A 23962-nucleotide genomic window follows, 5' to 3' on the forward strand; every position below is an offset into this window, starting at 1 on the left:
GTGAGTTATACATTAAATAACAGAAGTCATCTAAGAAGCAGTATTCATATACTGGCTTAATATTAGACAAGAGAAAGTTATTACAGTGACTTTATTATGTGCTGAAAAACTTTTGATTTGATTAAAAAATGATCAAAGATAGCTTTCTTAAGAATAAGGCTAATATCTCATAGACTAAAGTATAGTCGGTCTTCAAATGAATAAACTTCTTATAGTAGATTTTAAAATTTAATATTATTCAATTATATATAAATTATATATTCATAATTTATTATTATTTCAATATGTATACACGTCTAATAAACTGTGATTCGCTTCTCAAATTTCAATTACTAAAGTGACTAATTACTTGAATAATATTGTGTAATATCGTTTAATTAATCCCGATAATTTTAGTTGGTTTTTTGAGGGGTCCCATGCAGGTTCAAGTCATTTCAAAGTCAAATGGTGCTAATAATTTAATAAAAGAGTATTCACAGGAAATAGGATTAAATGAAAGCTCTGTTGTTTTGGTAGATGTAAAGGTAGAAGATGTTGAAAAGATTGAACATCTAAATAATCAAATAGAAATTACTTTAAAAAATGGCGAAAAAATAGTAATAAATAACTTTAATATAGAAGAAAGTTCATTAGTTTTTAGAAATGAACAATCTGAAATGTCCTTATTTGATTTTGAGACAATTTCATATAATCCAATAAATGATATTGAGCTTTTACTGAATGAAGGTGTAAAGGGTTTATTCACAGAGCTTTGGCCTTGGGTAGCGGGAGCTGCAGTAATCGGTGGTTTAGCAATAGCTGCTGATGGTTCAAGTGGTTCAAATAGCAACTACGGAAATAATAATTTATCTGAACAAGAAATTGCAAAAGCGTTACTAGAACAAGCAATTGAAAATGCTAAAGATGCATTGGCGACTCTTACGGGTGAAGAAAAGTCAGCAGTAGAAAAAGCGCTGGCAAAAGCTGAAGCTGAATTGGTCAAAGAAGGTGCTACAGCAGATGACTTTACAAAAGCAGCAACAGATTTAAATGAAGTGGTATCTGGTGCACAAATTTTGGAAAATCAAGAAGATGCAGCGGATAAACTTGCGGATGCTAAAGCAGATCTTTCTGATGCCATTGAAAATGCGAAAGATAGCCTGAACGAACTGACTGGTGAAGAAAAGTCACAAGTTGAAGCAGAGATTGCTGAGGCAGAAGCAGTATTGGCAAAAGAAGACGCTAATGTTGATGATTACAAGGCCGCTGAGGATGCACTAGAAAAAGTTGTTGAAGATGCTAAAGCATCAGAAGCCACAGAAGGTTCAGCGGATCAACTTGCGGATGCTAAAGCAGATCTTTCTAATGCTATTGAAAATGCGAAAGATAGCCTGAACGAACTGACTGGTAAAGAAAAGTCACAAGTTGAAGCGGCGATTGACGAGGCAGAAGCAGTATGGGCAAAAGAAGACGCTAATATTGCTGATTACAAGGCTGCTGAGGATGCATTAGAAAAAGTTGTTGCGAAAGCAGAAGCTGCACAATCTCTCAAGGATGCAGCCGATTTGGCTGCAGAAGTAGCAGAAGCGGAAGCACAGGCTTATGCTGATGCAAAACAATCACTTGTTGATTCAATTGCAGCTGCCAAAGAAGCTGTCAAAGTACTGACAGGATCAGAGAAGTCATTAGTAGAAGAAGCACTGGCAACAGCTGAAGCTGAATTGGTCAAAGAAGGTGCTACCGCAGATGACTTTAATGCAGCAGCATCAGACTTAGATGCAGTGGTAGAAGTTGCACAAATCTTGGAAAATAAAGAAGGTGCAGCGGATAAGCTTGCGGATGCTAAAGCAGATCTTTCTGATGCCATTGAAAATGCGAAAGATAGCCTGAACGAACTGACTGGTGAAGAAAAGTCACAAGTTGAAGCAGAGATTGCTGAGGCAGAAGCAGTATTGGCAAAAGAAGACGCTAATGTTGATGATTACAAGGCCGCTGAGGATGCACTAGAAGAAGTGGTTGAAGATGCTAAAGCATCAGAAGCCACAGAAGGTTCAGCGGATCAACTTGCGGATGCTAAAGCAGATCTTTCTGATGCTATTGAAAATGCGAAAGATAGCCTGAACGAACTGACTGGTAAAGAAAAGTCACAAGTTAAAGCGGCGATTGACGAGGCAGAAGCAGTATGGGCAAAAGAAGACGCTAATATTGCTGATTACAAGGCTGCTGAGGATGCATTAGAAAAAGTTGTTGCGAAAGCAGAAGCTGCACAATCTCTCAAGGATGCAGCCGATTTGGCTGCAGAAGTAGCAGAAGCGGAAGCACAGGCTTATGCTGATGCAAAACAATCACTTGTTGATTCAATTGCAGCTGCCAAAGAAGCTGTCAAAGTACTGACAGGATCAGAGAAGTCATTAGTAGAAGAAGCACTGGCAACAGCTGAAGCTGAATTGGTCAAAGAAGGTGCTACCGCAGATGACTTTAATGCAGCAGCATCAGAATTAGATGCAGTGGTAGAAGTTGCACAAATCTTTGAAAATAAAGAAGGTGCAGCGGATAAACTTGCGGATGCTAAAGCAGACCTTTCTGATGCCATTGAAAATGCGAAAGAAAGCCTGAACGAACTGACTGGTGAAGAAAAGTCACAAGTTGAAGCAGAGATTGCTGAGGCAGAAGCAGTATTGGCAAAAGAAGACGCTAATGTTGATGATTACAAGGCCGCTGAGGATGCACTAGAAGAAGTGGTTGAAGATGCTAAAGCATCAGAAGCCACAGAAGGTTCAGCGGATCAACTTGCGGATGCTAAAGCAGATCTTTCTGATGCTATTGAAAATGCGAAAGATAGCCTGAACGAACTGACTGGTAAAGAAAAGTCACAAGTTGAAGCAGAGATTGCTGAGGCAGAAGCAGTATGGGCAAAAGAAGACGCTAATATTGCTGATTACAAGGCTGCTGAGGATGCATTAGAAAAAGTTGTTGCGAAAGCAGAAGCTGCACAATCTCTCAAGGATGCAGCCGATTTGGCTGCAGAAGTAGCAGAAGCGGAAGCACAGGCTTATGCTGATGCAAAACAATCACTTGTTGATTCAATTGCAGCTGCCAAAGAAGCTGTCAAAGTACTGACAGGATCAGAGAAGTCATTAGTAGAAGAAGCACTGGCAACAGCTGAAGCTGAATTGGTCAAAGAAGGTGCTACCGCAGATGACTTTAATGCAGCAGCATCAGAATTAGATGCAGTGGTAGAAGTTGCACAAATCTTTGAAAATAAAGAAGGTGCAGCGGATAAACTTGCGGATGCTAAAGCAGACCTTTCTGATGCCATTGAAAATGCGAAAGAAAGCCTGAACGAACTGACTGGTGAAGAAAAGTCACAAGTTGAAGCGGCGATTGCTGAGGCAGAAGCAGCATTGGCAAATGAAGACGCTAGTCTTGCTGATTACAAGGCTGCTGAGGATGCACTAGAAGAAGTTGTTGAAGATGCTAAAGCATCAGAAGCCACAGAAAGTTCAGATGAAAAGACAGTGGAAGCAGCAAAAGACCGTTTGAAAGCTTTAATTATAGAAAAAACCCCTATTTTAGATCGTTTAGATGGTGTCGAGCTTGCTGAAGCAAAAGTATTGCTTGCAGATGGTAAAACATTAGTTTTTGAGTCTAATGATTTAACTGAAATTACAGATTTTATTACGACTTTAACTAATGGGTTTGACGCAGCTGTTGCACAAGAAGCTTTAGAGGATGCTGCTGAAATACAATTAGATGCAGTTATCTTTAAGGCTGAAAATCTATCAGCAGATAATCCTAAAGATCAAGAACTACTTCAAGATGCTATTCAAAAAGCTAAGGCTTTAAAATTAAAATCTTATACCTCGGAAGCTCAGTTTGTTGAAGAAGCACAAGAGCTGCAAAAAGTTTTGGATACGATTTCAATTTCATCTCAAACAAAAATAGGCGATGTTAATACATATGCCACACTTGAGGTAAATCCAAAAACAACAGATTTTTATGATAAGGATGGAAATGTCGTTTCAAAACTTACAGCTAGTGGAGTTAGTCTAGTTGATTTAGGTTTGGGTGGGGTCTTAGATGCATCAGTTGTAGAAAAATATAACGGAATAAGTTTTACAGTTAAGCCAAACCAAACATTATCATTTACATATGAAGCAAAATTAAACGGTTTGGCTTCTGGTACCAAGCTAGATATTGTTTTATTAAAACAAGAATTGGTGAATGGTCAGTATGTTTGGACTTCTGAAACAATTGGTTCTGGGTCAATAGGGTCAGCATTATTTATTCCAATTAGTAGTATCAATGTTAATGTCATGGATTTGACAGAAGGAAGCTATAAACTTATTGCTAGCCCATCATCTGAAGCAAGTTTAAGCTTGCTTGGTGGTTTGACCTCCACAATGGCGGATTTGGTTGTAAAAGATTATTCTGATTATGATGATTTAGGATTGAAAGGTTATAGCCAACAAGGGAATATTTTTGATCAAGCTAATGTAATTACAACATCGGAATTGAGCTCAATCACATTAAATGATTCGAAAACGTACCAATTGTATTACGACAAATTTGTTGTAGATACGCAATATGGTGTGCTAACTGTCTACAAAGACACAGGTGATTATATATTTGAACCATCAACAAAAGATATTTCATTTATTGGTAAGAAAGAAACAATTAAGTTTGTTTATTCTGAAAATGGACAAGAAAAATATATCAATTTAAATGTTGGTATTGAGAGTCCTGATGTTGAAACAGATTTTGATGAACCGAAGCCAATTAAAAACTTTGAAGCTATTGATGATCAAGCCATTGTTAATCTTAACTTAAGTCAAACTAATGAAGTTTTAGATAAAAGTGGATTTAAAGGAGAGGTTACGAAAAAAGATGGTACTTCAATTGATCTAGAAAAAATTTCTAATCCAAAAACAGAGAGTTTTAAATTTTATTCTATCACAGATAAAGTAACGTTTAGTTTTAGTTTGACTGGTAAAGGTAAAGTCTTTAGTTTTTATGCGAAAGAAAACTCTACAGTTAACCAAGATTGGGTACTTAAAAAAGATGGTATTGAGATTCAACGTGGAACATTAGGCCAGAACGATCAGTTGATTTTGGATGGATTATACGAAGGTGGATATACGCTTGAATTAACTAATACTGGTTCTTCGGCTGGACTTGAAAATATTGCTATAATATCTACTGATTTATTTAACTATGAAACAGAAGAAAATCAAAATAATCAGATTTTAGGAAATATCCTTAAAAATGATAATTTTGATAATGTGTTATACAAATTATTTATAAATGCTGAAGATAGTCTAGTTCAAATTAAAGGTGTATATGGTCAAGATACTGGTCAAACATTTAAGGGTACATATGGAACTTTAACGATCTGGATGAATGGACAATATCAATATGATTTAAATCCTGATGTAACGGCCCAGGAGTTTGGTGAAGTAGAGCATTTTGAATATCAAATAAAAGCAGCGAATGGTGATGTAACTACAGCAAGCTTAGATATAAATTTATCGTCATACCAACTCATTAATAATGAAGATAGTGAAACGCTTTCATTGTTAAAAGGTAGCACTGGAAATGACATACTAATGGGTAATGAATATTCAAATACTATTGTTGGTAATGGTGGTCATGATACACTGATTTATAAAGTTCTTGAGGGTGCAGAAAACTCAGGTACAGGTGGTAATGGTCACGATACATGGACGGATTTCGGCGTAAAAGTTGATAATCTCGATGGTATTAATATTTCAGAATTACTTGTTGGATTTGAGAAAGGTGTTAGTGATATTAAACAGTTTATCTCTGTGAACTATGATGAGTCTAAGGGCGAAGCAGTACTTTCAATCGATCGTGATGGTACATCTGGTGGGCTTTATCAGAGTACGAAGTTACTGACTTTAACAAATCAAACTAAACCAGTAACATTGGATGAATTGTTAGAAAATAACCAAATCATTTTCTAATCTAAAATTAGTTCAATGAAATAAAAAATCCCTGACATCGGTTGGGGATTTTTTTATGCATTCACTTTAAAAGAGTGACTAAAAACTTTATGAAAAATAGTGCTTAGGTTAAGATGAGCCATCATTTGTAAAAGCATTCTAGAAGACCTATGCAACCATTTGTTCTATATAACTCAGAGCAACGTAAAAAAGTAGAATTTGTTCCTCGTAAAGAAGGTCAGATTGATCTGTATGTTTGTGGTATGACGGTCTATGACTATTGTCATATTGGACATGCACGTACAGTGGTTGCATTCGACTATATTATCCGTTTCTTGCGTAGCCAGGGCTGGCAGGTGAAATACGTACGTAATATCACCGACATTGACGACAAAATTATTAAACGTGCCAATGAAAATGGTGAAAGCATTTCATCACTCACCAGCCGTTTTATTGATGCGATGAATGAAGACTTTGCCAAATTAGGCTGTCTTGCGCCGGATGCTGCACCAAAAGCCACTGACTATATTGATCAAATGCAAAATATGATTGGTACCCTTGTGGATAACGGTACAGCATATCCAGCCAATAATGGCGACGTGTATTTTGAAGTTGAAAAGTTTGCGAAATACGGTCGTTTATCTGGTCGTAAACTGGAAGACATGCAAGCGGGTGCATCAGACCGTGTAGATGTAGAAGTTGAGAAAAAACATCCATTTGACTTTGTACTGTGGAAACATGCTAAAGAAAATGAACCATCTTGGACATCTCCTTGGGGCAATGGTCGCCCAGGCTGGCATATTGAATGTTCAGCCATGTCGACTTGCTGCCTGGGTAATCATTTTGATATTCATGGCGGTGGTGCTGATTTAAGCTTCCCGCATCATGAAAATGAGATTGCACAATCTGAAGCAGCGACAGGTGAACAGTATGTGAACTACTGGATGCATGCTGGCTTCATCAACGTCGATGGCGAAAAAATGTCGAAGTCTTTGGGCAACTTCTTCACCATTCGTGATGTGATTGAAAAATTCCATCCTGAAGTGGTGCGTTACTTTATCGTGTCTTCACACTATCGCAGCCCAGTGAACTATTCTGATGTAGCATTAAAAGAAGCGAAAAATACGCTGATGCGTTTCTATCATTCCTTTAAAGCTTATCAAGCGGTATATGGCGAGCTAGTTGTTGAAACTCTAGATCAAAGCTTTGTTGAACGTTTCAATACGGCAATGCGTGATGACTTCAATACCCCAGAAGCCATTGCAGTATTGTTTGAACTGAATAAAGAGCTCAACCGTGCGGTAAAAGACCAGAATCAGGAACAGGCTGCTGTTTATTATTCTACTTTGCGTCATCTCACCAATATTCTAGGTCTGGTGCAGCACAATGTTGATGAATTCTTGAAGTCTGATATAGGTCAGGAAGCTTTAGGCTTATCTCAAGCACAGATTGAAGACCTGATCCAGCAACGTAAAGATGCCAAGAAAGAGAAAAACTTTGCTCGTGCCGATGAAATCCGCCAGTCTTTATTAGACCAAGGCGTGGTTTTGGAAGATACCCGTCAAGGTACGGTATGGCGTCGTGCTGATTAATTCAGCAGTTGAATCGATAGAGAGTTGACAGTTACAGGAAACTCTCTATAATTCACTCCCATATTGCGGGAATAGCTCAGTTGGTAGAGCACAACCTTGCCAAGGTTGGGGTCGCGAGTTCGAGTCTCGTTTCCCGCTCCAAAATTTAAAAAACCCTGATCGAAAGATTGGGGTTTTTTATTGCCTACACAAAATAAAAAAAGGAAAATCAGAACTGATTTATATGATTACACTCTGAATAATGATGGGCCTGTTCTAAGAGAAATTTCAAAAGATTCTGTGTAAGTTTTATGAAAAGCCATACATTTTGAAACCTGCAATTTGAATAGATATGATAAAATTACGAAAATTATTTTTTGCTAGACTGAGTCAACTCTGTATAGAGTTAAGGTAAACCTACTTTGAACCCACCAAATATGCCAAATCAAATAGACTTCCAGAAAGTTGCACTTGAAACACTGCGTATCGAAGAACAAGCATTACAGATTTTAGCCACGCAAATTGATGAGCGTTTTAGTCAGGCATGTGAAATTATCCTGCAGTGCAAAGGTCGTCTGGTGATTACCGGGATGGGGAAATCCGGGCATATTGGCCGTAAAATGGCGGCAACTTTTGCCTCTACAGGTACGCCTTCATTCTTTATGCATCCAGGCGAAGCAGGGCATGGTGATCTCGGTATGCTGGTGCCGGGAGATGTGCTGATTGCCATTTCCAACTCGGGCAAGAGTGATGAAATCATGATGCTGATGCCTTTGATCAAGCGTCTGGAAATTCCTCTAATTACCATCAGCGGCGATGCCAAAGGTCCAATGCCACAAAATGCTGATGTGGCTTTAACCTTAGGCAATCTTCAGGAAGCTTGTCCGCTCGGTCTGGCTCCGACTTCTAGTACAACCGCAACTTTAGCGCTAGGTGATGCTCTGGCTGTAGCGCTGCTAGATGCGCGTGGCTTTACCGCTGATGATTTTGCCTTGTCACATCCAGCTGGAGCATTGGGTAAGCGTTTACTACTACACGTAAAACACTTAATGCACACTGCTTCAGAGCTGCCAAAAGTTTCACCAGATACACCGATGAATCAAGTTTTATACGAAATTTCAAATAAACGCCTAGGTTTAACCACAATTGTGGACCAAAATGATGTTCTGCTGGGTATTTTTACTGATGGTGACTTGCGCCGCTTGATCGACAAGCAGCAAGGTTTTGATGTCAATCTGCCGGTTCAGGAAGTGATGACCAAGAATCCTTTGACGATTTCTCAGGAAGCACGTGCTGTAGTGGCGCTAGAACGCATGAACGAACGTAAAATTAATCAATTTGTAGTAGTTGATGATGCCAATAAAGTTATTGGCGTAATTAGTATGCATGACCTGATTCAGGCTGGGGTAAATTAATAAATGGCATCTTATGTATTGTTAGAGCAGGCACGTGATATTGCTGCACTGGTGCTTGATGTAGATGGTATTTTAAGTGACGGTTTTGTCACGCTGACCAATACCGGCGATGAGATCAAATCTTTTGATATTCGTGACGGTCTGGGCATGAAACTGGTTCAGCAAGCTGGAATTAAGGTGATTATTATTACTGGACGCCAAAGTAATATTGTACAGAAACGCATGTCTGATTTAGGTGTAGATTTGGTCTATCAGGGGCGTGAAGACAAAGGTGTTGCTCTGAAAGAAGCTTGTGCCCAGTTGAATATTGATCCTGAAGATTGCCTGTATATGGGTGATGATTGGCCTGACCTGTCAGCCTTTGCGATTGCAGGCATGAAAGTGACGGTTCCAAATGGTCATGTCGAAGTACGTCGTCGTGCCGATCTGGTAACTCAGGCGATGGGCGGCCGTGGTGCAGTGCGCGAGATTTGTGACATGCTTTTAATGTCTAAAGGTGTTTACCAAGAATTACTTGAAAAGTTTACTCGTGCGCCATATTAATCAATTATACGTTCTGGATTAAGTACACCGCTTATGGATACTAAAGTTTTATACGTAATTGCGATTATTATCGCAGCGATAAGTGGTGGTTATTATTATTTCAGTGGAAGTGGAAATAAGCTTCAGGTAGATGCTGCACGCAGTATGAAATCCACGGCTGAAAATATTAACTTGACTCAGACCGATGAAACAGGCGAGCTAGCTGTTCGTGCTCAGGTCGATCGAGTCGAGCAGGATATGCAGAAAAAAACTTCGAAGCTGGAAAATATGAATGCTTCGATGTACAAGGATGGCAAAGTAGATTCTACTTTTTATGCCAAACTTGTGAACGGCTATGAAGATAATACTAAAGTGATCCTTTCACAGCAGGTGGTCGCCACCAAGATTCTGCAGGATGGTCAGCTTCAATTCAAGACAGAAGAGTTAACAGGTTTCCCGAAAACACGGGAAATTGAAACGGATAAGGCTGTAGAAGTAACGAGTCCACAGGCTGAGTTTATCAGTCAGGGATTGAAAGCGAATCTAAATGACGGTCAATACGAATTTTTTAATATTCGAGGAAAGTATGAACCAAATTCTTAAACCTAAAATGAAGACTACTTTCCTGAAGCATACTGCGCTTGCTGCTGTGCTCGGCTTTAGCTCGTTTGCTGCATGGGCAATTCCCTCAGACCGCCAGCAGCCTATTTCACTGGTAGCTGACCGTGCCACCTTCAATGAGCGTACCGGTATCACGACTTATACCGGTAATGTCATTATTGAGCAGGGGACTATGAAGCTTCAGGCAAACTCGATTGTGGCGAACCTGAACAGCAAGAAGCAAATCAGTACGATTACAGCAAATGGTAGTCCTGCACGTTTCCAGCAAAAGATTGATGCTGCAAAAGGGATTGCTAAAGGTCAGGCACAGAAGATTGTCTACAACGCCGATACCGGTATTATTACCCTGACAGGTAATGCCTTCCTGGAACAGGACGGTGCCAGTATCCGTGGTAATACACTTCGCTATAGCATGAATAAAGGTGATATTGAAGCTGTTGGTACGCCGAATAAAACCGGTTCCTCTGCAGGTCGTGTCCAGATTGTGATTCCACCATCCAGTTCTAAATCCTTCCCAGGAGCACGTGACTAATGGCTGAATCACAGGTTCAAACCTTAACCATTAAACATCTGGCGAAAAACTATAGTAAACGTTGGGTGGTGAAGGATGTATCCTTCAGCATGGAAAGTGGTCAAATCGTCGGTTTGCTTGGTCCAAATGGTGCCGGTAAAACCACCAGTTTCTATATGGTCGTTGGTCTGGTACGAATGGATAAAGGTGAAATTTATCTGGATGATCTGGATCTGTCAGATCTGGCCATGCATGAACGTGCCCGTAAAGGGATTGGTTATCTGCCGCAGGAAGCCTCCATTTTCCGGAAACTGACCATTGCTGAAAATATTATGGCGATTCTTGAAACCCGTAAGGAATTGAGCAAAGCCCAGCGTCAACAGCGTCTGGCAGCATTACTGGCAGACTTTAAGATTACCCATATCAAAGATTCTCTGGGCATGAGTGTTTCTGGTGGTGAGCGTCGTCGTGCGGAAATTGCCCGTGCGCTGGCAGCTGATCCAAAATTCATGTTACTCGATGAACCTTTTGCCGGGGTCGATCCGATTTCTGTCGGAGACATTAAAGACATTATTACAACCTTGAAAGATCGTGGTATTGGCGTATTAATTACCGATCATAATGTACGTGAAACCTTGGCAATCTGTGAGCATGCTTATATTGTCAGTGAAGGGGCAGTGATTGCAGAAGGTACACCGCAAGAAATCCTGAATAATGAAACTGTTAGAAAAGTGTATCTGGGTGATGACTTTACAGTGTAATTCGGCTTTATTGCTTTAAGTAAGCCCCACACATGCAACTTTGCGTTATTGTGTGGGATTTTTTCGTCAAAAATATTTTAGTATCATCATTTTTTAAATATTTTTGGTATATAGTTAGTTTAAAAACGACACCAAATCATGCTATTGCAAGCAAAAAAAATTAATGAACTTCGGGGTAATTTACAGGGGAAAAAAGGGCTATTTATCGTCCTATTATTGCCTTTGCAAATGTCTCAAGTTTATGCGGCGGATACAGAAAGCGGATATTTTCAGGGATTTAAACAAGGAGTCAGTAAACTGTTTTCCCCTGAACCTGTGAAATCTTCACATACGGTTGATCTGCGAGATCTGAGTAATTATCAGCTGGATACCTCACGTGTTCAGGAATTGCCCCCAGTAGGCAGCTTTCAGAGTGGGATTCGCACACAAAATAATATGCCAGCCACGGGCATTCCCAGACGCATCAATCTGAAGGATGCTGTACTGACAGCAGTTCAGCGTCGTCCTGAAATTTCACAGAGTATCTCTGCGTTGTCTTCACAGGTTGCCAATATTGATGTCGCGAAAGCACAATACTATCCGCAGATTTCGGGTGGATTGGGTACAGCCGATTTGACCAAAGGCGAACGCGGTCGTCAGGTGGTTTCCCTGAATGCGACTCAAATGCTGTATGATTTTGGCAAGGTGAAATCCAGTGTGACCACTGAAGAAGCCAAGCTTGCCCAAGAACAGGCACGGGTTTTAGTCAGTCTGGATCAGATTGCACTTGAAGTGGCAGATGCCATTGTCAATATCAAGCGCTATCAGGAAATTACCAAGATTGCCGAGCAACAGAAACAAGGGATTGCACGAATAGCGGAAATTGCCAATTTACGTGCCAGAGCCGGGATTAGCAGTCAGGCCGATCCTATTCAAGCTCAATCTAATCTGGAAGCGGCAGAGAATAACCTGATTGTGCAACAAACCCAGTTACGTCAATATCAACAAAAATTGCGCACTTTATTAGGCTTTGATGTTTCCAATGTGGACTGGGAAATTCCGGATAGTCTGATTCAACAGGCCGGACTTTATCAGGAGCCTGAGTTTACCGGTATTCCGACCTTGATGTTGGCGCATGCCGGGGTGGAAGTCGCACGTTCGCAAAAGGAACAGGCCAAGCTTAATGCTTACCCTACCATTAATATCAAAGGGAGTATGAGTCAGGCCATTAATGGTCGCAATCCGAATAATAATGAAGATGATGGCTTTTATAACTCTGTGATGATTGAAGCCACCAGTAATTTCTATCAAGGTGGGGCGACCAGATCACAGACCCGTGCAGCCAGTTTTGCTGAAGAAGCAGCACGTGCTCAGGTCAATACTGCCTATCTGGATGTAGTCGATCAGGTCCGTTTGATTCGCGAACAGATTGAAAATAAACAGCGACAAATGGACATTCTGGCACAGCGCCGTGCAACCACTGTGCGCACCAGAGAGCTGTATCAGGAACAATATAAACTCGGTACTCGAACCGTAGTCGATCTGCTTAATGCAGAGCAGGCAATTCACAGCGCAGCCCAAGAAATTGAAACCGCGCGCTACGATATTTATACCGCTATTGTTCAGTACATTCAGGTCACCGGTCGCACACGCGATCTTTATGACCTTAACCGTATTTCTATTCAGGGGTTTGAAGTACAGCCATGAGTAATACAATAAATTATCAGCCGTGGCTTCAGGCGATACTTAATATCGCCAAGCATTATCGCATCGAGCCATCTGAGGAAAGAATCCGACTACAACTTGACTGGAACCAGCATCATGATATTGATGAACTGCTCAAAGTTGTCACGCGTCAGATCGGTTTAAATGTACGTAAAAACAAATTTGATGCCAGTCTGCTCAGTCCATGGAAACTGCCAATATTGGTAGAATTTGAAAATGGCGAAGTGGGTGTGATTGAGCGCATTGATAGTGAAGGCAATGCCAGCGTGCAGCTCAGTGGGGATCAGGGATTGTCTCAGGTCTTTGACCTGGAACATCTGAAGCAGGGCGCTAAAAGCCTTTATATCCTGCGTCCTGAGTCTTCAGTACCCGATGCCCGGGTCGATGAATATATCAAGCCTTTCGAAAAGAACTGGTTCTGGTCAATTGTCCTGAATGACTGGAAACGTTATATCGATGTGATGTTTGCTTCTTTAATCGCGAACATCCTCGCACTGGCTACCATTGTCTTTTCCATGAACGTGTATGACCGGGTCATTCCTTCACAGTCTATCCCGACCTTATGGGTACTGGCAGGCGGTGTATTGATTGCGGCAATCTTCGAATTTACCTTACGCGTCTCCCGGATCTATCTGTCTGATATTATCGGCAAGCGCGCTGATTTACGTATTTCTGACCGGGTCTTTGGTCATGCCTTACGCATTAAAAATAAAGAACGTTCAAAATCTACCGGTACTTTTATTTCACAGATTCGTGAACTGGAAGGTGTCCGTGAACTGGTGACTTCTACTACAGTTACTGCGATTGCTGACCTGCCATTTTTCTTCCTGTTCCTTGGAATCTTCTGGCTGATTGGCGGAAACCTGTTCTGGGTGATGCTGCTGGTAGTTCCTCTGATGATCTTGCCTGGCATTCTGGCGCAGAAAAAACTGGCTGAGCTGGCACAAATGGGCATGCGTGAATCTTCGATCCGGAACGCTTTGTTAGTCGAAGCAGTACAAGGAATTGAAGATATCAAGCTACTGCGTGCTGAATCGCGTTTCCAGAACCAGTGGAACCATATGAATGAGGTTTCTGCCGATGTCAGCATGCAGCAACGTAAAATCGTTGGTTTGATGACCGCCTGGACTCAAAAAATTCAAGGTCTGACATTTGCTATTGTTGTTTTAGTAGGCTGTTTTGCTGTTATGGAAGGTGAAATGACCACAGGTGCACTGGTTGCCTGTTCAATTCTGTCTTCACGTATGCTGGCACCGATTTCCCAAATTACCGGTGTCCTCGGTCGTTTACAGCAGGCGAAAGTCGCGAAAAATGGTTTAGACGAACTGATGAAAAAGCCGGTGGATCAGCCGGACTATGCTCATCTGATTCATCGTCCATTACTGGAAGGTCAGTACGAGCTCAGTGGTGCGGTATTTAAATATGGTGAAGATGATCCAAAACCTACCTTGGTCATTCCCAAACTGGAAATCAAACCTGGTGAGAAGATTGCGATCTTGGGTCGTAACGGTGCAGGTAAATCAACCTTGTTGCAATTGTTATCCGGTATGCAAACGCCGTTACAGGGCAAGGTCAAACTTGATGGAATTGACCTGGAACTGATTGATCCGGCAGATGTGCGTCGTGATATCGGCTTACTGAATCAAAATTCACAACTATTTTACGGCAGCATTCGCGAAAACCTGACGCTGGGTGCACCACTGGCAACTGACCAGCAAATCCTTGAAGCTTTGCAACTCACAGGTGCATTAGGCTTCGTTCAGGAAAAGAAAGAAGGTCTGGACCATATCATTCTGGAAGGTGGTATGGGCTTTTCCGGTGGTCAGCGTCAAGCCTTGTTACTTGCTCGTTTACTGATTCGCCAACCACAAATCTTATTGCTGGATGAGCCAACTGCTGCCATTGATGATGTTTCTGAGAAACAGCTGATTGATAATTTAAAAACTTATCTGATTGGCCGAACTATGGTGGTAGCGACACATCGTCGCGCGGTACTTGAACTGGTAGACCGCATCATTGTTGTGAATGACGGCAAGATTGTGATGGATGGTCCTCGCGACCAGATCCTGAATCAATCACAAGGTGGAGCGAAGCGTGTTACGGGAGCAAGCGCATGAGTGCACAACAAGATATCAAGCGTTCAACTAAAGTCAGCTTTCAGGAACCACCTTTGCCAAAATCAAGTGTGATCATCTGGATCATCGGTATAGGCTTACTGATTCTGCTGACGTGGGCATGGCTGTTTAAGCTGGAAGAAGTTTCGACAGGTACCGGTAAAGTTATTCCGTCTTCCAAGGAGCAGGTTATTCAGTCTCTGGAAGGAGGTATTCTCACCAAACTGAATGTCAAAGAAGGTGAAATTGTCGAGCAGGGTCAGGTATTGGCTCAGCTTGATCCCACCCGTTTTGAGTCCAATGTAGGTGAATCGGCTTCTCTGTTAATTTCTTCGCGTGCAACCGCAGCACGCTTACGTGCTGAAGTCAGCGGTGCGCCGTTGTCTTTCCCACCTGAAGTGCTCAAAGAGCCAAAACTGGTGACAGAAGAAACTGCATTGTATAAATCGCGCCGTGCCAATCTGGAAGAATCTCTGGCAGGTTTAAAACAGGCATTGGTGCTGGTGCAGCAAGAACTGGCAATGACCGAACCATTGGTTGCAAAAGGTGCAGCAAGTGAAGTGGAAGTTCTACGTTTAAAGCGTGAAGCCAATGATTTGCAAAATCAGATGAATGATGTGCGGAACCAGTATTTTGTGAAGGCACGTGAGGAACTGGCTAAAGCCAATACCGATGTGGAAACCCAGCAACAGGTGGTACGTGGTAAATCTGATACGCTGAACCGGACTATTTTCAAATCGCCAGTACGTGGCGTAGTGAAAGAAATTGATGTCATGACTTTAGGTGGTGTCATTCCACAAAATGGCAAGCTGATGACTATTGTACCACTTGATGAAAAACTGCTAGTTGAAGCCCGTATTTCACCACGTGATATTGCTTTTATCCGTCCAGATCAGGAAGCGCTGGTCAAAATCACCGCTTATGATTATTCGATTTATGGTGGTTTAAAAGGTAAAGTCACCGTGATTTCTCCGGATACCTTGCGTGATGAAGTCAAGCAGGACCAGTTTTACTACCGCGTTTATATCCGTACCGAAAATGACAAGCTGACCAATAAAGCCGGACAGGAATTTAATATCACCCCGGGTATGGTGGCGACCGTGGATATCCGTACGGGTGAAAAAACGGTACTGGACTACTTGGTCAAACCGTTTAACAAAGCCAAAGAAGCATTACGAGAACGCTAATTCTGCATTGTAGTTGTGCAAAATCAAGCCTCTATGTATAGGGGCTTTTTTTGTTTGTGCCAGCAAACACGTTATACTGCAGCACAGTGATGTTATTGTTTGAATCCAATGCCTTTTACCATTGCCAGCCTTGTCAGTTTTGAAGAAGAGATCAAGAAAAGCCGTTTTCAGGCCTTTGCTACACCGGTGGAATCCGAACAGGATGTAAAGGATTTTCTGGAAGCTTATCGTGATGCCACAACGACGCATCAGTGCTGGGCATGGAAGATCGGACATAATGTGCGTTTTAATGATGATGGTGAACCTTCCGGAACTGCAGGTCGACCGATTTTAGCAACCATTGAAGGCAATGAACTGACCAATGTATTGGTGCTGGTGAATCGCTGGTATGGTGGAATCAAGCTGGGTACGGGTGGTCTGGTTCGTGCTTATGGAGGCTGTGCGGGTCAATGCTTAGTCTTGGCTGAAAAGATTGAACTGATTGAAAAGAAAAAAGTATCCTTTCGTTGTAATTTTAGTGAATGGGCTATTTTTCAGTATGAGCTAAATCAGCAACAGATTGATTATCAGGAAAATTATACCGCAGCAGGCGTCGAGGTTATTGCGCAAATGCAAAAACATCAGATTGAGCCATTTGCCTTGAAAATTCAGGATATCAGCCGCGGACGTGAAGCCTTAAAGATTATAGATGAGCCCGAAGATGACTGAGCAGGATCCTTTACTGAAATACCGCGAGCAGCATAAGCATCGTCTTAATTATATGCCGTGGCTATACTGGTCACTCAAGCCAAAAAATCGGGCTTGGGCAGAGCAGTGGCAGCGCGAATATCAGGATTATCTGCGTGACATGGAAACAGTCGAGATTGGGGAGAACTGCTTTATTTCACCACTGGCACATATTTTCGCTGAACCGGGCCGAAAAATCGTGATTGGTGATCATAGCTTTATCGCAGCTGACTGTACCTTGCATGGACCATTAGAAATTGGCAATGAAGTCGCGATTAATCATCATTGTATTTTAGATGGTGGACGGGTTGGCATTAAGCTGCATGATCAGGTTCGTATGGCAGCCTATTGTCACCTGTATGCTTTTGACCATGGGATGGAGCTGGAGCAGCCTATTTATAAACAGCCGGTACGTTCAAGGGGTATTGAGATTGGCCGTGATGTCTGGCTCGGTGCTCATGTTGGCATTAAAGACGGGGTGAAAATCGCAGATCAGGCCATTGTCGGGATGAACAGTATGGTGACCACAGATGTGGGTGAACGCATGATTGTTGCAGGTAATCCAGCCAAACTGATTCGCTACCGGGATTAATAGATTTTTAGCGTTGCAGGTAATACGAGGATAGCTTTGACGGGTCAAAAACGTATAAGCCACTAGCACATCACATAAAAAATAACATAATTCAAATCCTGTGCTACAGAATTCGCTGCACATTTGCTAAAGGCTATGCTAACTTAAAAATATCTAAGAACTTTTATTATAACGAGAGAGGCTAAACATGAAACGTGTCATTGCCTGCATTGATTCTTCTCCATGCATTAATGCCCTCGCAGAAGCGGCTGCATGGATTGCCAAGCAGACCCATCGTGAGCTGGTGTTATTACAAGTTTTGGATTATTACCCTGCAAGTTACCATTTGGGGGAAATCAGCGGCGTGATCGGTTTTGAAAGTAATGCCATGCTGCTGAAAGAACTGGCCGAACTTGAACAGAAACAAAGTGAATTGGCTTTAGACTATAGCAATAATCTGCTGCGACACATTTCTGACCAGATCAAAGAAAAACACAATATCAACACCATCCATATTCAGGAAAAAGGGGATTTCCTGGAACAAAGCTTTCAGTTACTCAGACCCGATGATATTGTCGTCATTGGACGTTTGGGTGAACGCTCGGCTGAGAAAAACAAGCCGATGGGCACCAATGTGGAAAACTTTATCCGTGGTGCCAATTGTGCGGTAATGACGGTGGGTGAAAACTTTAAGCCGCCGACACGTTTTATCTTTGCCTATGAATATTCACCAACCTGTATCCAGATGATGAAACGTATTGCGGAAAGTGATTTGCTGAAACAGCTGCAGTGTCACTTGCTCTATGTCGGAGATCATGCAGAAATCCTGAATGAACCACTGAATTATCTGAAAGAAGCTGGTCTGGATGTTATTTTCGAATACCGCTATGGCGACGTGGCAGAGAATATCCTGTCTTATCAGCAGGAGCAGGGAATTCAGTTGATTGTGCTCGGTGCCTTCAGTCACAGTAAGATTCATCAGTTCTTCCTGGGCAGTATTGCGACCACGATCTTCCGCAATTCTAAAGTCCCACTTCTGGTGGCCAAATAAGGAAAAATGCTAGAAAAAGCGTAATAAAGTTAAAATAACAATTCCACCAAAGTCAAAAGCGTGATGTTGGAAATTGTTACGGTTTGATTTAAAAATAATCAGAGTTATCCTCAAATATTGTGGATAACTCTGTGGTTACATTGTATAAGTTATTGTTATATATTTAAAATACTTTATTGGGTGTTTTTTGCGCGCAGAGTGTTATTTGACAATAGCCAGTGCAAAACCATCATGACCTTTGCTGCCCACGGTCTGTAGAGCAGTACTGGAAAGTAGACGCGGGTGATTTTGCATCGCTTCAAACATGCTGCGAATACCTTCAATACTTGGCTTATTATTGTCCGCATCAATAATTGCCCCAGCACGAATAACATTATCTAAAAAGATCACTGTACCTGAGCGAGACAGTTTTAGACTGAGTTCCAGATATTCAGGATAGCTCTGTTTATCCGCATCAATAAATATAAAATCAAAGGGTTCAGTATCTTCTGGCAGGGCTTTGAGAATATCTGCGGCACGGCCACATTTAAGTTCGACTGTCTGCTTAAGGTTGGCACGGTCGATATTTTCCTGACCCATCGCGGCATGCGTATCACGTCCTTCAATGGTCAGGATATAGCCATCTTCAGGCAGGGCACGAGCCAGCCACATGGTGCTATATGCAGCAAAAGTTCCCAGTTCAAGTACACGCTTGCAGCTATTCATCTGAATCAGCATCTGTAACAGCATGCCCTGATTGGCGGCTACCGCCAGATGATCAGGGAATCCATGCGCAGCTGTATTTTCAAGAGTTTGTTTCAGAATCGGATCATCTGGGATTAAATGTGACTCAATATAATTATCGAGATCTGTCCACATTTGTTGCATAACTTGAGCACCTTTGTTGCGATGCAGGCATTTTAAACCTTTCACAGTCGAGCGCAATTTATTGTTCTATATTTGCATTAAAAATGAACAATACAGAATTATTCACACATTCTGTATTGTGGTTGGAATGACTTAGTAATTACACATTGAAGATCTACGGCTCAAATCCGGTCCCCAAGTGCGGTAACCTTGGGTATCAATATGGATCTGACCTGAAGCATATAGACCTAAGCCCATATTCAGGCTTTGACCGTGCTGTATCCAGAACTGGCAGAGTTTGAACTTGGTATTTTCAATATAGGCATAATCTTCTGGTTGCGGGAATTCCGGTCCAATACGGAAATCAATGGCAGAGTTATACAGGTGACGTGAAGAGTTGGCACCACCGGCACATTTATTGAGTGGCAGATCACGGTAAACTGAGGTCACTTCAAAATCATTGAGGATATTCGCTGCAACCAGATATTTAAATACACGTAAGGTTGGTAACTGATTGTTCCATAGCTCACGGCTTGGCACCATATATTGTGATCCACCACAACGTGACCAATCACGTGCAGTACGCATCAATTCAAAACTTGGAATAATATTGCCTACCGCGTTGCGTTCTAAAAATACCTCATACTCACGTACACGAGAGAGGTTATTTGCTACGGCTGCCCAGTTGGTATAGGCAAAAGGAATACTTTTAGGCAGCACCTTACGGTCAACCTTAACCCGTTCCTGAGGAATGTAAATCCGTTTTCCATCTGGTGAGGTCATTGGTTTTTTTGTCGCAGTGGTACAGCCCACCATGACAAAAGGGATCATGCTGAGACCCAATAATCCCTTGTAAAAATGCTTCATTATTAGAAATCAGGTATTTATAAAATAGCGCTATTTTAGTCCACTTTTGCGAAGAAATTCAGGATAAATTGCAATGAAATGTGTGCATCAGGTATAAAAAAAGACCAGACTATGCTGATCTTTTTTGGAGGTTTGAAAATTACTTTTCAAGATATTGCAGTTTATCTGCCTTACCGTTCCATTCTTCACGGTCAGCTGGCTGATCACCAATTTGAGTGATATTCGGCCATTTTTGAGACAGCTCAGCATTCAATTCGATGAATACTTCCTGGCCCTCAGGTAACTCATCTTCAGAGAAAATTGCATTTGCAGGACATTCTGGTTCACATAACGCGCAGTCGATACATTCGTCCGGGTTAATTACAAGGAAGTTCGGACCTTCATAGAAACAATCTACAGGGCAAACTTCAACACAGTCTTGATATTTACATTTAATACAATTTTCAGTGACAACGAAGGTCATGGCGACAGCTACCTAAAAAATATGGTTCTAATAACTAATGTGTATTTTAGGCAAAAACTGCAGCAACTAACAATTCCTTTTATTGATATTTGTTATATATAGGGCTGTTATTTTTACAAAAAACCTATGCAGCTATCAAATTCAGAGATTATGACCGCCTTATATAAAACCGCCTCATATTAAATGAGGCGGTTAAGGGTTTTAACCTGGCAGTTTCAGCAGGTCTTTCAATGCATAAAGCTGCTGTAAGGCTTCACGTGGACTGAGGCTGTCGACATCAATATCTTCCAGCAATTCAAGCGCAGCTGATGGTTTTTCCACCTCTACAATCCGTTCAATGACTGTTTCTACCTGTTCAATCGCAAACAGATCAGGTTGTGGACTTTGAGGCTTGGTATGATGCTGCTTTTCCAGAATACGCAGTCGGTTTTGTGCTTCCCGGATCACGCTTGCTGGAATACCGGCAAGTTTAGCGACCTGTAGACCATGACTCTGGCTGGCTGGACCTTGTTGCACTTTGTGTAGCAGGATCAGATTGCCATTCACTTCACGGGCAGTCACATGGTAGTTATCAATACCTGATTCGCTAGCTAGTTCAGTCAACTCAAAATAATGCGTAGCAAACAGACATAAACATTGAATACGACGGGTGAGATCCAGTACGCATGCCCAAGCCAAAGACAGACCATCATAGGTACTGGTTCCACGGCCGACTTCATCCATCAGCACGAGTGATTGACTTGTCGCATGATGCAGAATCTGCGAAGTTTCGGTCATTTCTACCATGAAGGTGGATTTACCTGTAGACAGGTCATCTGCTGAACCAATCCGGGTAAAGATGCGGTCAATTGGACCTAAAGTTACAGCCTGCGCTGGAACATAGCTACCGCAATAGGCCAAGAGGGCAATCAGTGCAGTCTGACGCATAAAGGTAGATTTACCACCCATGTTTGGACCGGTGATAATTGCCATCCGGTGCTGATAATCCAGTTGTGTATCATTCGGGGTAAAGGCAGTTTTGCTTAATGCTTCCACCACGGGATGACGACCTGCCTGGATTTTTAAGCCAATTTCCGGACTATATTTTGGACGTGACCAGTTACGTAAGCGTGCCTGATGCGCAAAGTTACACAGCAGATCAATCTGTGCGATGGCACTGCTCATCATTTGCAGGTTGCCAATGTCCTCACGCAATTCATCCAGCAGCATTTCAAATAACAATTTTTCACGCGCCAGTGCACGCGATTCGCTGGAGAGGACTTTATCTTCAAAAGCTTTCAGCTCTGGCGTGATGTAACGTTCAGCATTTTTTAATGTCTGGCGACGAATATAATGTTCCGGTGCCTGTTCAGCCTGTGCACGGGTCAGTTCAATATAGTAGCCACTGACACGATTGTAGCCAATTTTCAGGGTTGGAATGCCGCTTTGCTCACGCTCCTTTATTTCCAGATCAATCAGGAACTGCCCAGCATGATCACGGATTTTGCGTAATTCATCCAGTTCTGCATCAAAGCCCTCGGCAATAACATTGCCATCACGTAACAGAACAGGTGGATTTTCCACAATGGCTGATATCAAGCGTTGATGTAGGCCATGGAAATCACCAAGTTCTTCATTCAGTTGGACGAGTAATTTGGACTGCTGCTGGTTGACCATCGGTTGTAGTGCATGACGCAGGAATGGGATCTGGGCACAGGCCTGACGCAGCTGAACCAGATCACGTGGACGTGCACTGCCGAGTGCAATACGGCTCAATACACGTTCAATATCACTGATTTCTTTTAAGACCAGACGTACTGGTGATTCATGGAAGCCGTCTAATAATACCTGAGTCGCATCCAGGCGCTCATCCAAAATGGCAGTATCGCGTAAGGGCTGCATCAGGGTACGACTCAGCAGGCGGCCACCCATCGCTGTCTGGCAATCATTGATCAACTGAAACAGCGAAGTACCATGTTCAAATAAGGGTTCAATCAGCTCTAAGTTGCGTCGAGTCACTGGATCTAGCGCAATAAAGTCAAAACTTTGTTCTAGCTGAATAGTACGAATATGCGGCAGCGCAGTTTTCTGGGTTTCTTTGGCATAGTGAATCAATGCAGCCGCTGCAGCTTTGGCGAGTGGCAGATGATCAATCCCAAAACCTGCCAGTGTACTTACAGCAAACTGGTCACATAGAGTTTTCTGGGCATTGTTCAGGTTAAAGTCGACATTTGGACGTTTGCTGACCGGTACATCCAGTTGGCGTTTTAAATGTTCAATCAGATCCTGCTCTTGCAGATTCTCATCAACGACAATTTCGCTAGGCATCAGGCGTGCCAGCTCAATCGCCAGCTGGTTCAGGTCATAATCAATTTGCTGTACCTTGAAAATACCGGCGCTCAGATCTAGCAGGGCAATTCCAATTTTATTTTGCTGAATACATAGCGCAACCAGATTAGAGGTTTGATGTGCACCCAGCAGGGCATCATCGGTTAATGTTCCAGGGGTAATAATCCGTACCACGCCACGTTCAACCGGGCCTTTACCTGTGACCTCTCCAATCTGTTCGCAGATCACCACGGTTTCGCCTTTTTTCACCAGACGGGCCAGATAGCCTTCTGCCGCATGAAAAGGCACACCTGCCATTGGAATCGGCTGGCCATTGGCCTTACCGCGATGGGTCAGAGTAATGCCAAGAATTTTGGCTGCTTTATGGGCATCTTCAAAGAACAGTTCGTAGAAATCACCCATGCGATAGAACATCAATGAATGCGGATGCTGCATCTTTACAGACATATATTGCTGCATCATAGGTGTTAAGGTAGAAAGATCAGTCATGAGTTCTGAACTGGTCATTAAGAAGAAATCCTTTAAAAATAATAGGCAGGCTGTTTTTTGATGATGGTCTGACAGCAATATAGTAATATAGTCGCTATTCATTTGCTCAAGCAGAAACCATCAAAACAGCCATGCAAAATGTGTCTTGAGCTAAGTCTAGCAAAATTAATTTTTAGAAAGAAATGGATTCGATGACTTCTGTCGAGTCGGCTGAAAGATTGCTGGTTTTAAATACGAAAAAATACGGATATGAATCGGCCTTCAATCATATAT

The 23962-nt window shown here is 42.2% G+C and carries 17 protein-coding genes and 1 tRNA gene; 14 read left to right on the forward strand and 4 right to left on the reverse strand.

Annotated elements, in window-relative coordinates; genetic code table 11:
- Positions 1–416 precede the first annotated feature (416 nt).
- The 14 genes from IHE35_RS05690 (at position 417) to IHE35_RS05755 (ending at position 18696) form a co-directional block, all read left to right on the forward strand.
- Positions 417–5963: a BapA prefix-like domain-containing protein gene (locus tag IHE35_RS05690; protein ID WP_242789678.1), complete on the forward strand. Its 5547-nt coding sequence runs from the start codon at positions 417–419 to the stop codon at positions 5961–5963.
- Positions 5964–6112: 149 nt separating this feature from the next.
- The gene (gene cysS / locus IHE35_RS05695) at positions 6113–7534 is read left to right on the forward strand and encodes a cysteine--tRNA ligase (protein ID WP_242789679.1); all 1422 of its coding nucleotides are present in this window, start codon (positions 6113–6115) and stop codon (positions 7532–7534) included.
- 65 nt (positions 7535–7599) lie between these two features.
- A tRNA-Gly gene (locus tag IHE35_RS05700) sits at positions 7600–7675 on the forward strand.
- Positions 7676–7950: 275 nt separating this feature from the next.
- On the forward strand, positions 7951–8928 hold the full coding sequence (locus IHE35_RS05705) for a KpsF/GutQ family sugar-phosphate isomerase (RefSeq protein ID WP_242789680.1): 978 nt from the start codon (positions 7951–7953) through the stop codon (positions 8926–8928).
- A gap of 3 nt (positions 8929–8931) precedes the next feature.
- A complete protein-coding gene (locus IHE35_RS05710; protein WP_242789681.1) occupies positions 8932–9471 on the forward strand; it encodes an HAD-IIIA family hydrolase in 540 nt (179 codons plus the stop codon).
- Between the two features lie 33 nt (positions 9472–9504).
- Positions 9505–10053, forward strand: coding sequence for an LPS export ABC transporter periplasmic protein LptC (gene lptC, locus IHE35_RS05715; protein WP_242789682.1), 549 nt, complete (start codon positions 9505–9507; stop codon positions 10051–10053).
- Positions 10037–10603 (forward strand): lipopolysaccharide transport periplasmic protein LptA, encoded by a 567-nt coding sequence (gene lptA, locus IHE35_RS05720; RefSeq protein WP_242789683.1) that lies wholly within the window; start codon positions 10037–10039, stop codon positions 10601–10603. The genes lptC and lptA overlap by 17 nt, the downstream gene beginning before the upstream one ends.
- Positions 10603–11343 carry an LPS export ABC transporter ATP-binding protein gene (lptB, locus tag IHE35_RS05725; RefSeq protein ID WP_242789684.1) on the forward strand — a complete coding sequence of 247 codons (741 nt, stop codon included), beginning with the start codon at positions 10603–10605 and terminating at the stop codon, positions 11341–11343. The genes lptA and lptB overlap by 1 nt, the downstream gene beginning before the upstream one ends.
- Positions 11344–11481: 138 nt before the next feature.
- Entirely contained in the window at positions 11482–13029 is a 1548-nt protein-coding gene (locus IHE35_RS05730) for a TolC family outer membrane protein (protein ID WP_242789685.1), read from the forward strand.
- Positions 13026–15164, forward strand: coding sequence for a type I secretion system permease/ATPase (locus IHE35_RS05735; RefSeq protein ID WP_242789686.1), 2139 nt, complete (start codon positions 13026–13028; stop codon positions 15162–15164). The genes IHE35_RS05730 and IHE35_RS05735 overlap by 4 nt, the downstream gene beginning before the upstream one ends.
- Positions 15161–16348: an HlyD family efflux transporter periplasmic adaptor subunit gene (locus IHE35_RS05740; protein WP_242789687.1), complete on the forward strand. Its 1188-nt coding sequence runs from the start codon at positions 15161–15163 to the stop codon at positions 16346–16348. Before IHE35_RS05735 ends, IHE35_RS05740 begins: the two co-directional genes overlap by 4 nt.
- 108 nt (positions 16349–16456) lie before the next feature.
- Positions 16457–17056 (forward strand): YigZ family protein, encoded by a 600-nt coding sequence (locus tag IHE35_RS05745; RefSeq protein WP_242789688.1) that lies wholly within the window; start codon positions 16457–16459, stop codon positions 17054–17056.
- Entirely contained in the window at positions 17049–17666 is a 618-nt protein-coding gene (locus IHE35_RS05750; RefSeq protein ID WP_242789689.1) for an acyltransferase, read from the forward strand. Before IHE35_RS05745 ends, IHE35_RS05750 begins: the two co-directional genes overlap by 8 nt.
- A gap of 187 nt (positions 17667–17853) precedes the next feature.
- Positions 17854–18696: a universal stress protein gene (locus IHE35_RS05755; protein WP_242789690.1), complete on the forward strand. Its 843-nt coding sequence runs from the start codon at positions 17854–17856 to the stop codon at positions 18694–18696.
- A 201-nt stretch (positions 18697–18897) separates the two neighbouring features.
- Here the strand turns inward: IHE35_RS05755 and IHE35_RS05760 are convergent, their stop codons facing one another.
- From IHE35_RS05760 to mutS, 4 genes are all read right to left on the reverse strand, one after another.
- On the reverse strand, positions 18898–19563 hold the full coding sequence (locus IHE35_RS05760; RefSeq protein WP_242789691.1) for an O-methyltransferase: 666 nt from the start codon (positions 19561–19563) through the stop codon (positions 18898–18900).
- A 132-nt stretch (positions 19564–19695) separates the two neighbouring features.
- A complete protein-coding gene (locus IHE35_RS05765) occupies positions 19696–20409 on the reverse strand; it encodes a D-Ala-D-Ala carboxypeptidase family metallohydrolase (protein ID WP_242789692.1) in 714 nt (237 codons plus the stop codon).
- A gap of 139 nt (positions 20410–20548) precedes the next feature.
- Positions 20549–20872, reverse strand: a complete 324-nt coding sequence (gene fdxA / locus IHE35_RS05770) for a ferredoxin FdxA (protein WP_004812595.1) — start codon at positions 20870–20872, stop codon at positions 20549–20551.
- A 201-nt stretch (positions 20873–21073) separates the two neighbouring features.
- Positions 21074–23707, reverse strand: coding sequence for a DNA mismatch repair protein MutS (gene mutS / locus IHE35_RS05775; RefSeq protein ID WP_242789693.1), 2634 nt, complete (start codon positions 23705–23707; stop codon positions 21074–21076).
- Positions 23708–23962: the final 255 nt, after the last annotated feature.

The organism is Acinetobacter sp. ASP199 (assembly GCF_022700675.1).
GTDB lineage: Bacteria > Pseudomonadota > Gammaproteobacteria > Pseudomonadales > Moraxellaceae > Acinetobacter.

Coding starts and splice junctions, on each gene's coding strand:
- IHE35_RS05690 (WP_242789678.1), top strand. CDS start 417: ATGCAGGTTCAAGTCATTTCAAAGTCAAATGGTGCTAATAATTTAATA.
- lptA (WP_242789683.1), top strand. CDS start 10,037: ATGAACCAAATTCTTAAACCTAAAATGAAGACTACTTTCCTGAAGCAT.
- IHE35_RS05740 (WP_242789687.1), top strand. CDS start 15,161: ATGAGTGCACAACAAGATATCAAGCGTTCAACTAAAGTCAGCTTTCAG.
- cysS (WP_242789679.1), top strand. CDS start 6,113: ATGCAACCATTTGTTCTATATAACTCAGAGCAACGTAAAAAAGTAGAA.
- IHE35_RS05710 (WP_242789681.1), top strand. CDS start 8,932: ATGGCATCTTATGTATTGTTAGAGCAGGCACGTGATATTGCTGCACTG.
- IHE35_RS05735 (WP_242789686.1), top strand. CDS start 13,026: ATGAGTAATACAATAAATTATCAGCCGTGGCTTCAGGCGATACTTAAT.
- IHE35_RS05755 (WP_242789690.1), top strand. CDS start 17,854: ATGAAACGTGTCATTGCCTGCATTGATTCTTCTCCATGCATTAATGCC.
- IHE35_RS05705 (WP_242789680.1), top strand. CDS start 7,951: ATGCCAAATCAAATAGACTTCCAGAAAGTTGCACTTGAAACACTGCGT.
- lptC (WP_242789682.1), top strand. CDS start 9,505: ATGGATACTAAAGTTTTATACGTAATTGCGATTATTATCGCAGCGATA.
- IHE35_RS05750 (WP_242789689.1), top strand. CDS start 17,049: ATGACTGAGCAGGATCCTTTACTGAAATACCGCGAGCAGCATAAGCAT.
- IHE35_RS05730 (WP_242789685.1), top strand. CDS start 11,482: ATGCTATTGCAAGCAAAAAAAATTAATGAACTTCGGGGTAATTTACAG.
- IHE35_RS05745 (WP_242789688.1), top strand. CDS start 16,457: ATGCCTTTTACCATTGCCAGCCTTGTCAGTTTTGAAGAAGAGATCAAG.
- fdxA (WP_004812595.1), bottom strand. CDS start 20,872: ATGACCTTCGTTGTCACTGAAAATTGTATTAAATGTAAATATCAAGAC.
- IHE35_RS05760 (WP_242789691.1), bottom strand. CDS start 19,563: ATGCAACAAATGTGGACAGATCTCGATAATTATATTGAGTCACATTTA.
- mutS (WP_242789693.1), bottom strand. CDS start 23,707: ATGACCAGTTCAGAACTCATGACTGATCTTTCTACCTTAACACCTATG.
- lptB (WP_242789684.1), top strand. CDS start 10,603: ATGGCTGAATCACAGGTTCAAACCTTAACCATTAAACATCTGGCGAAA.
- IHE35_RS05765 (WP_242789692.1), bottom strand. CDS start 20,409: ATGAAGCATTTTTACAAGGGATTATTGGGTCTCAGCATGATCCCTTTT.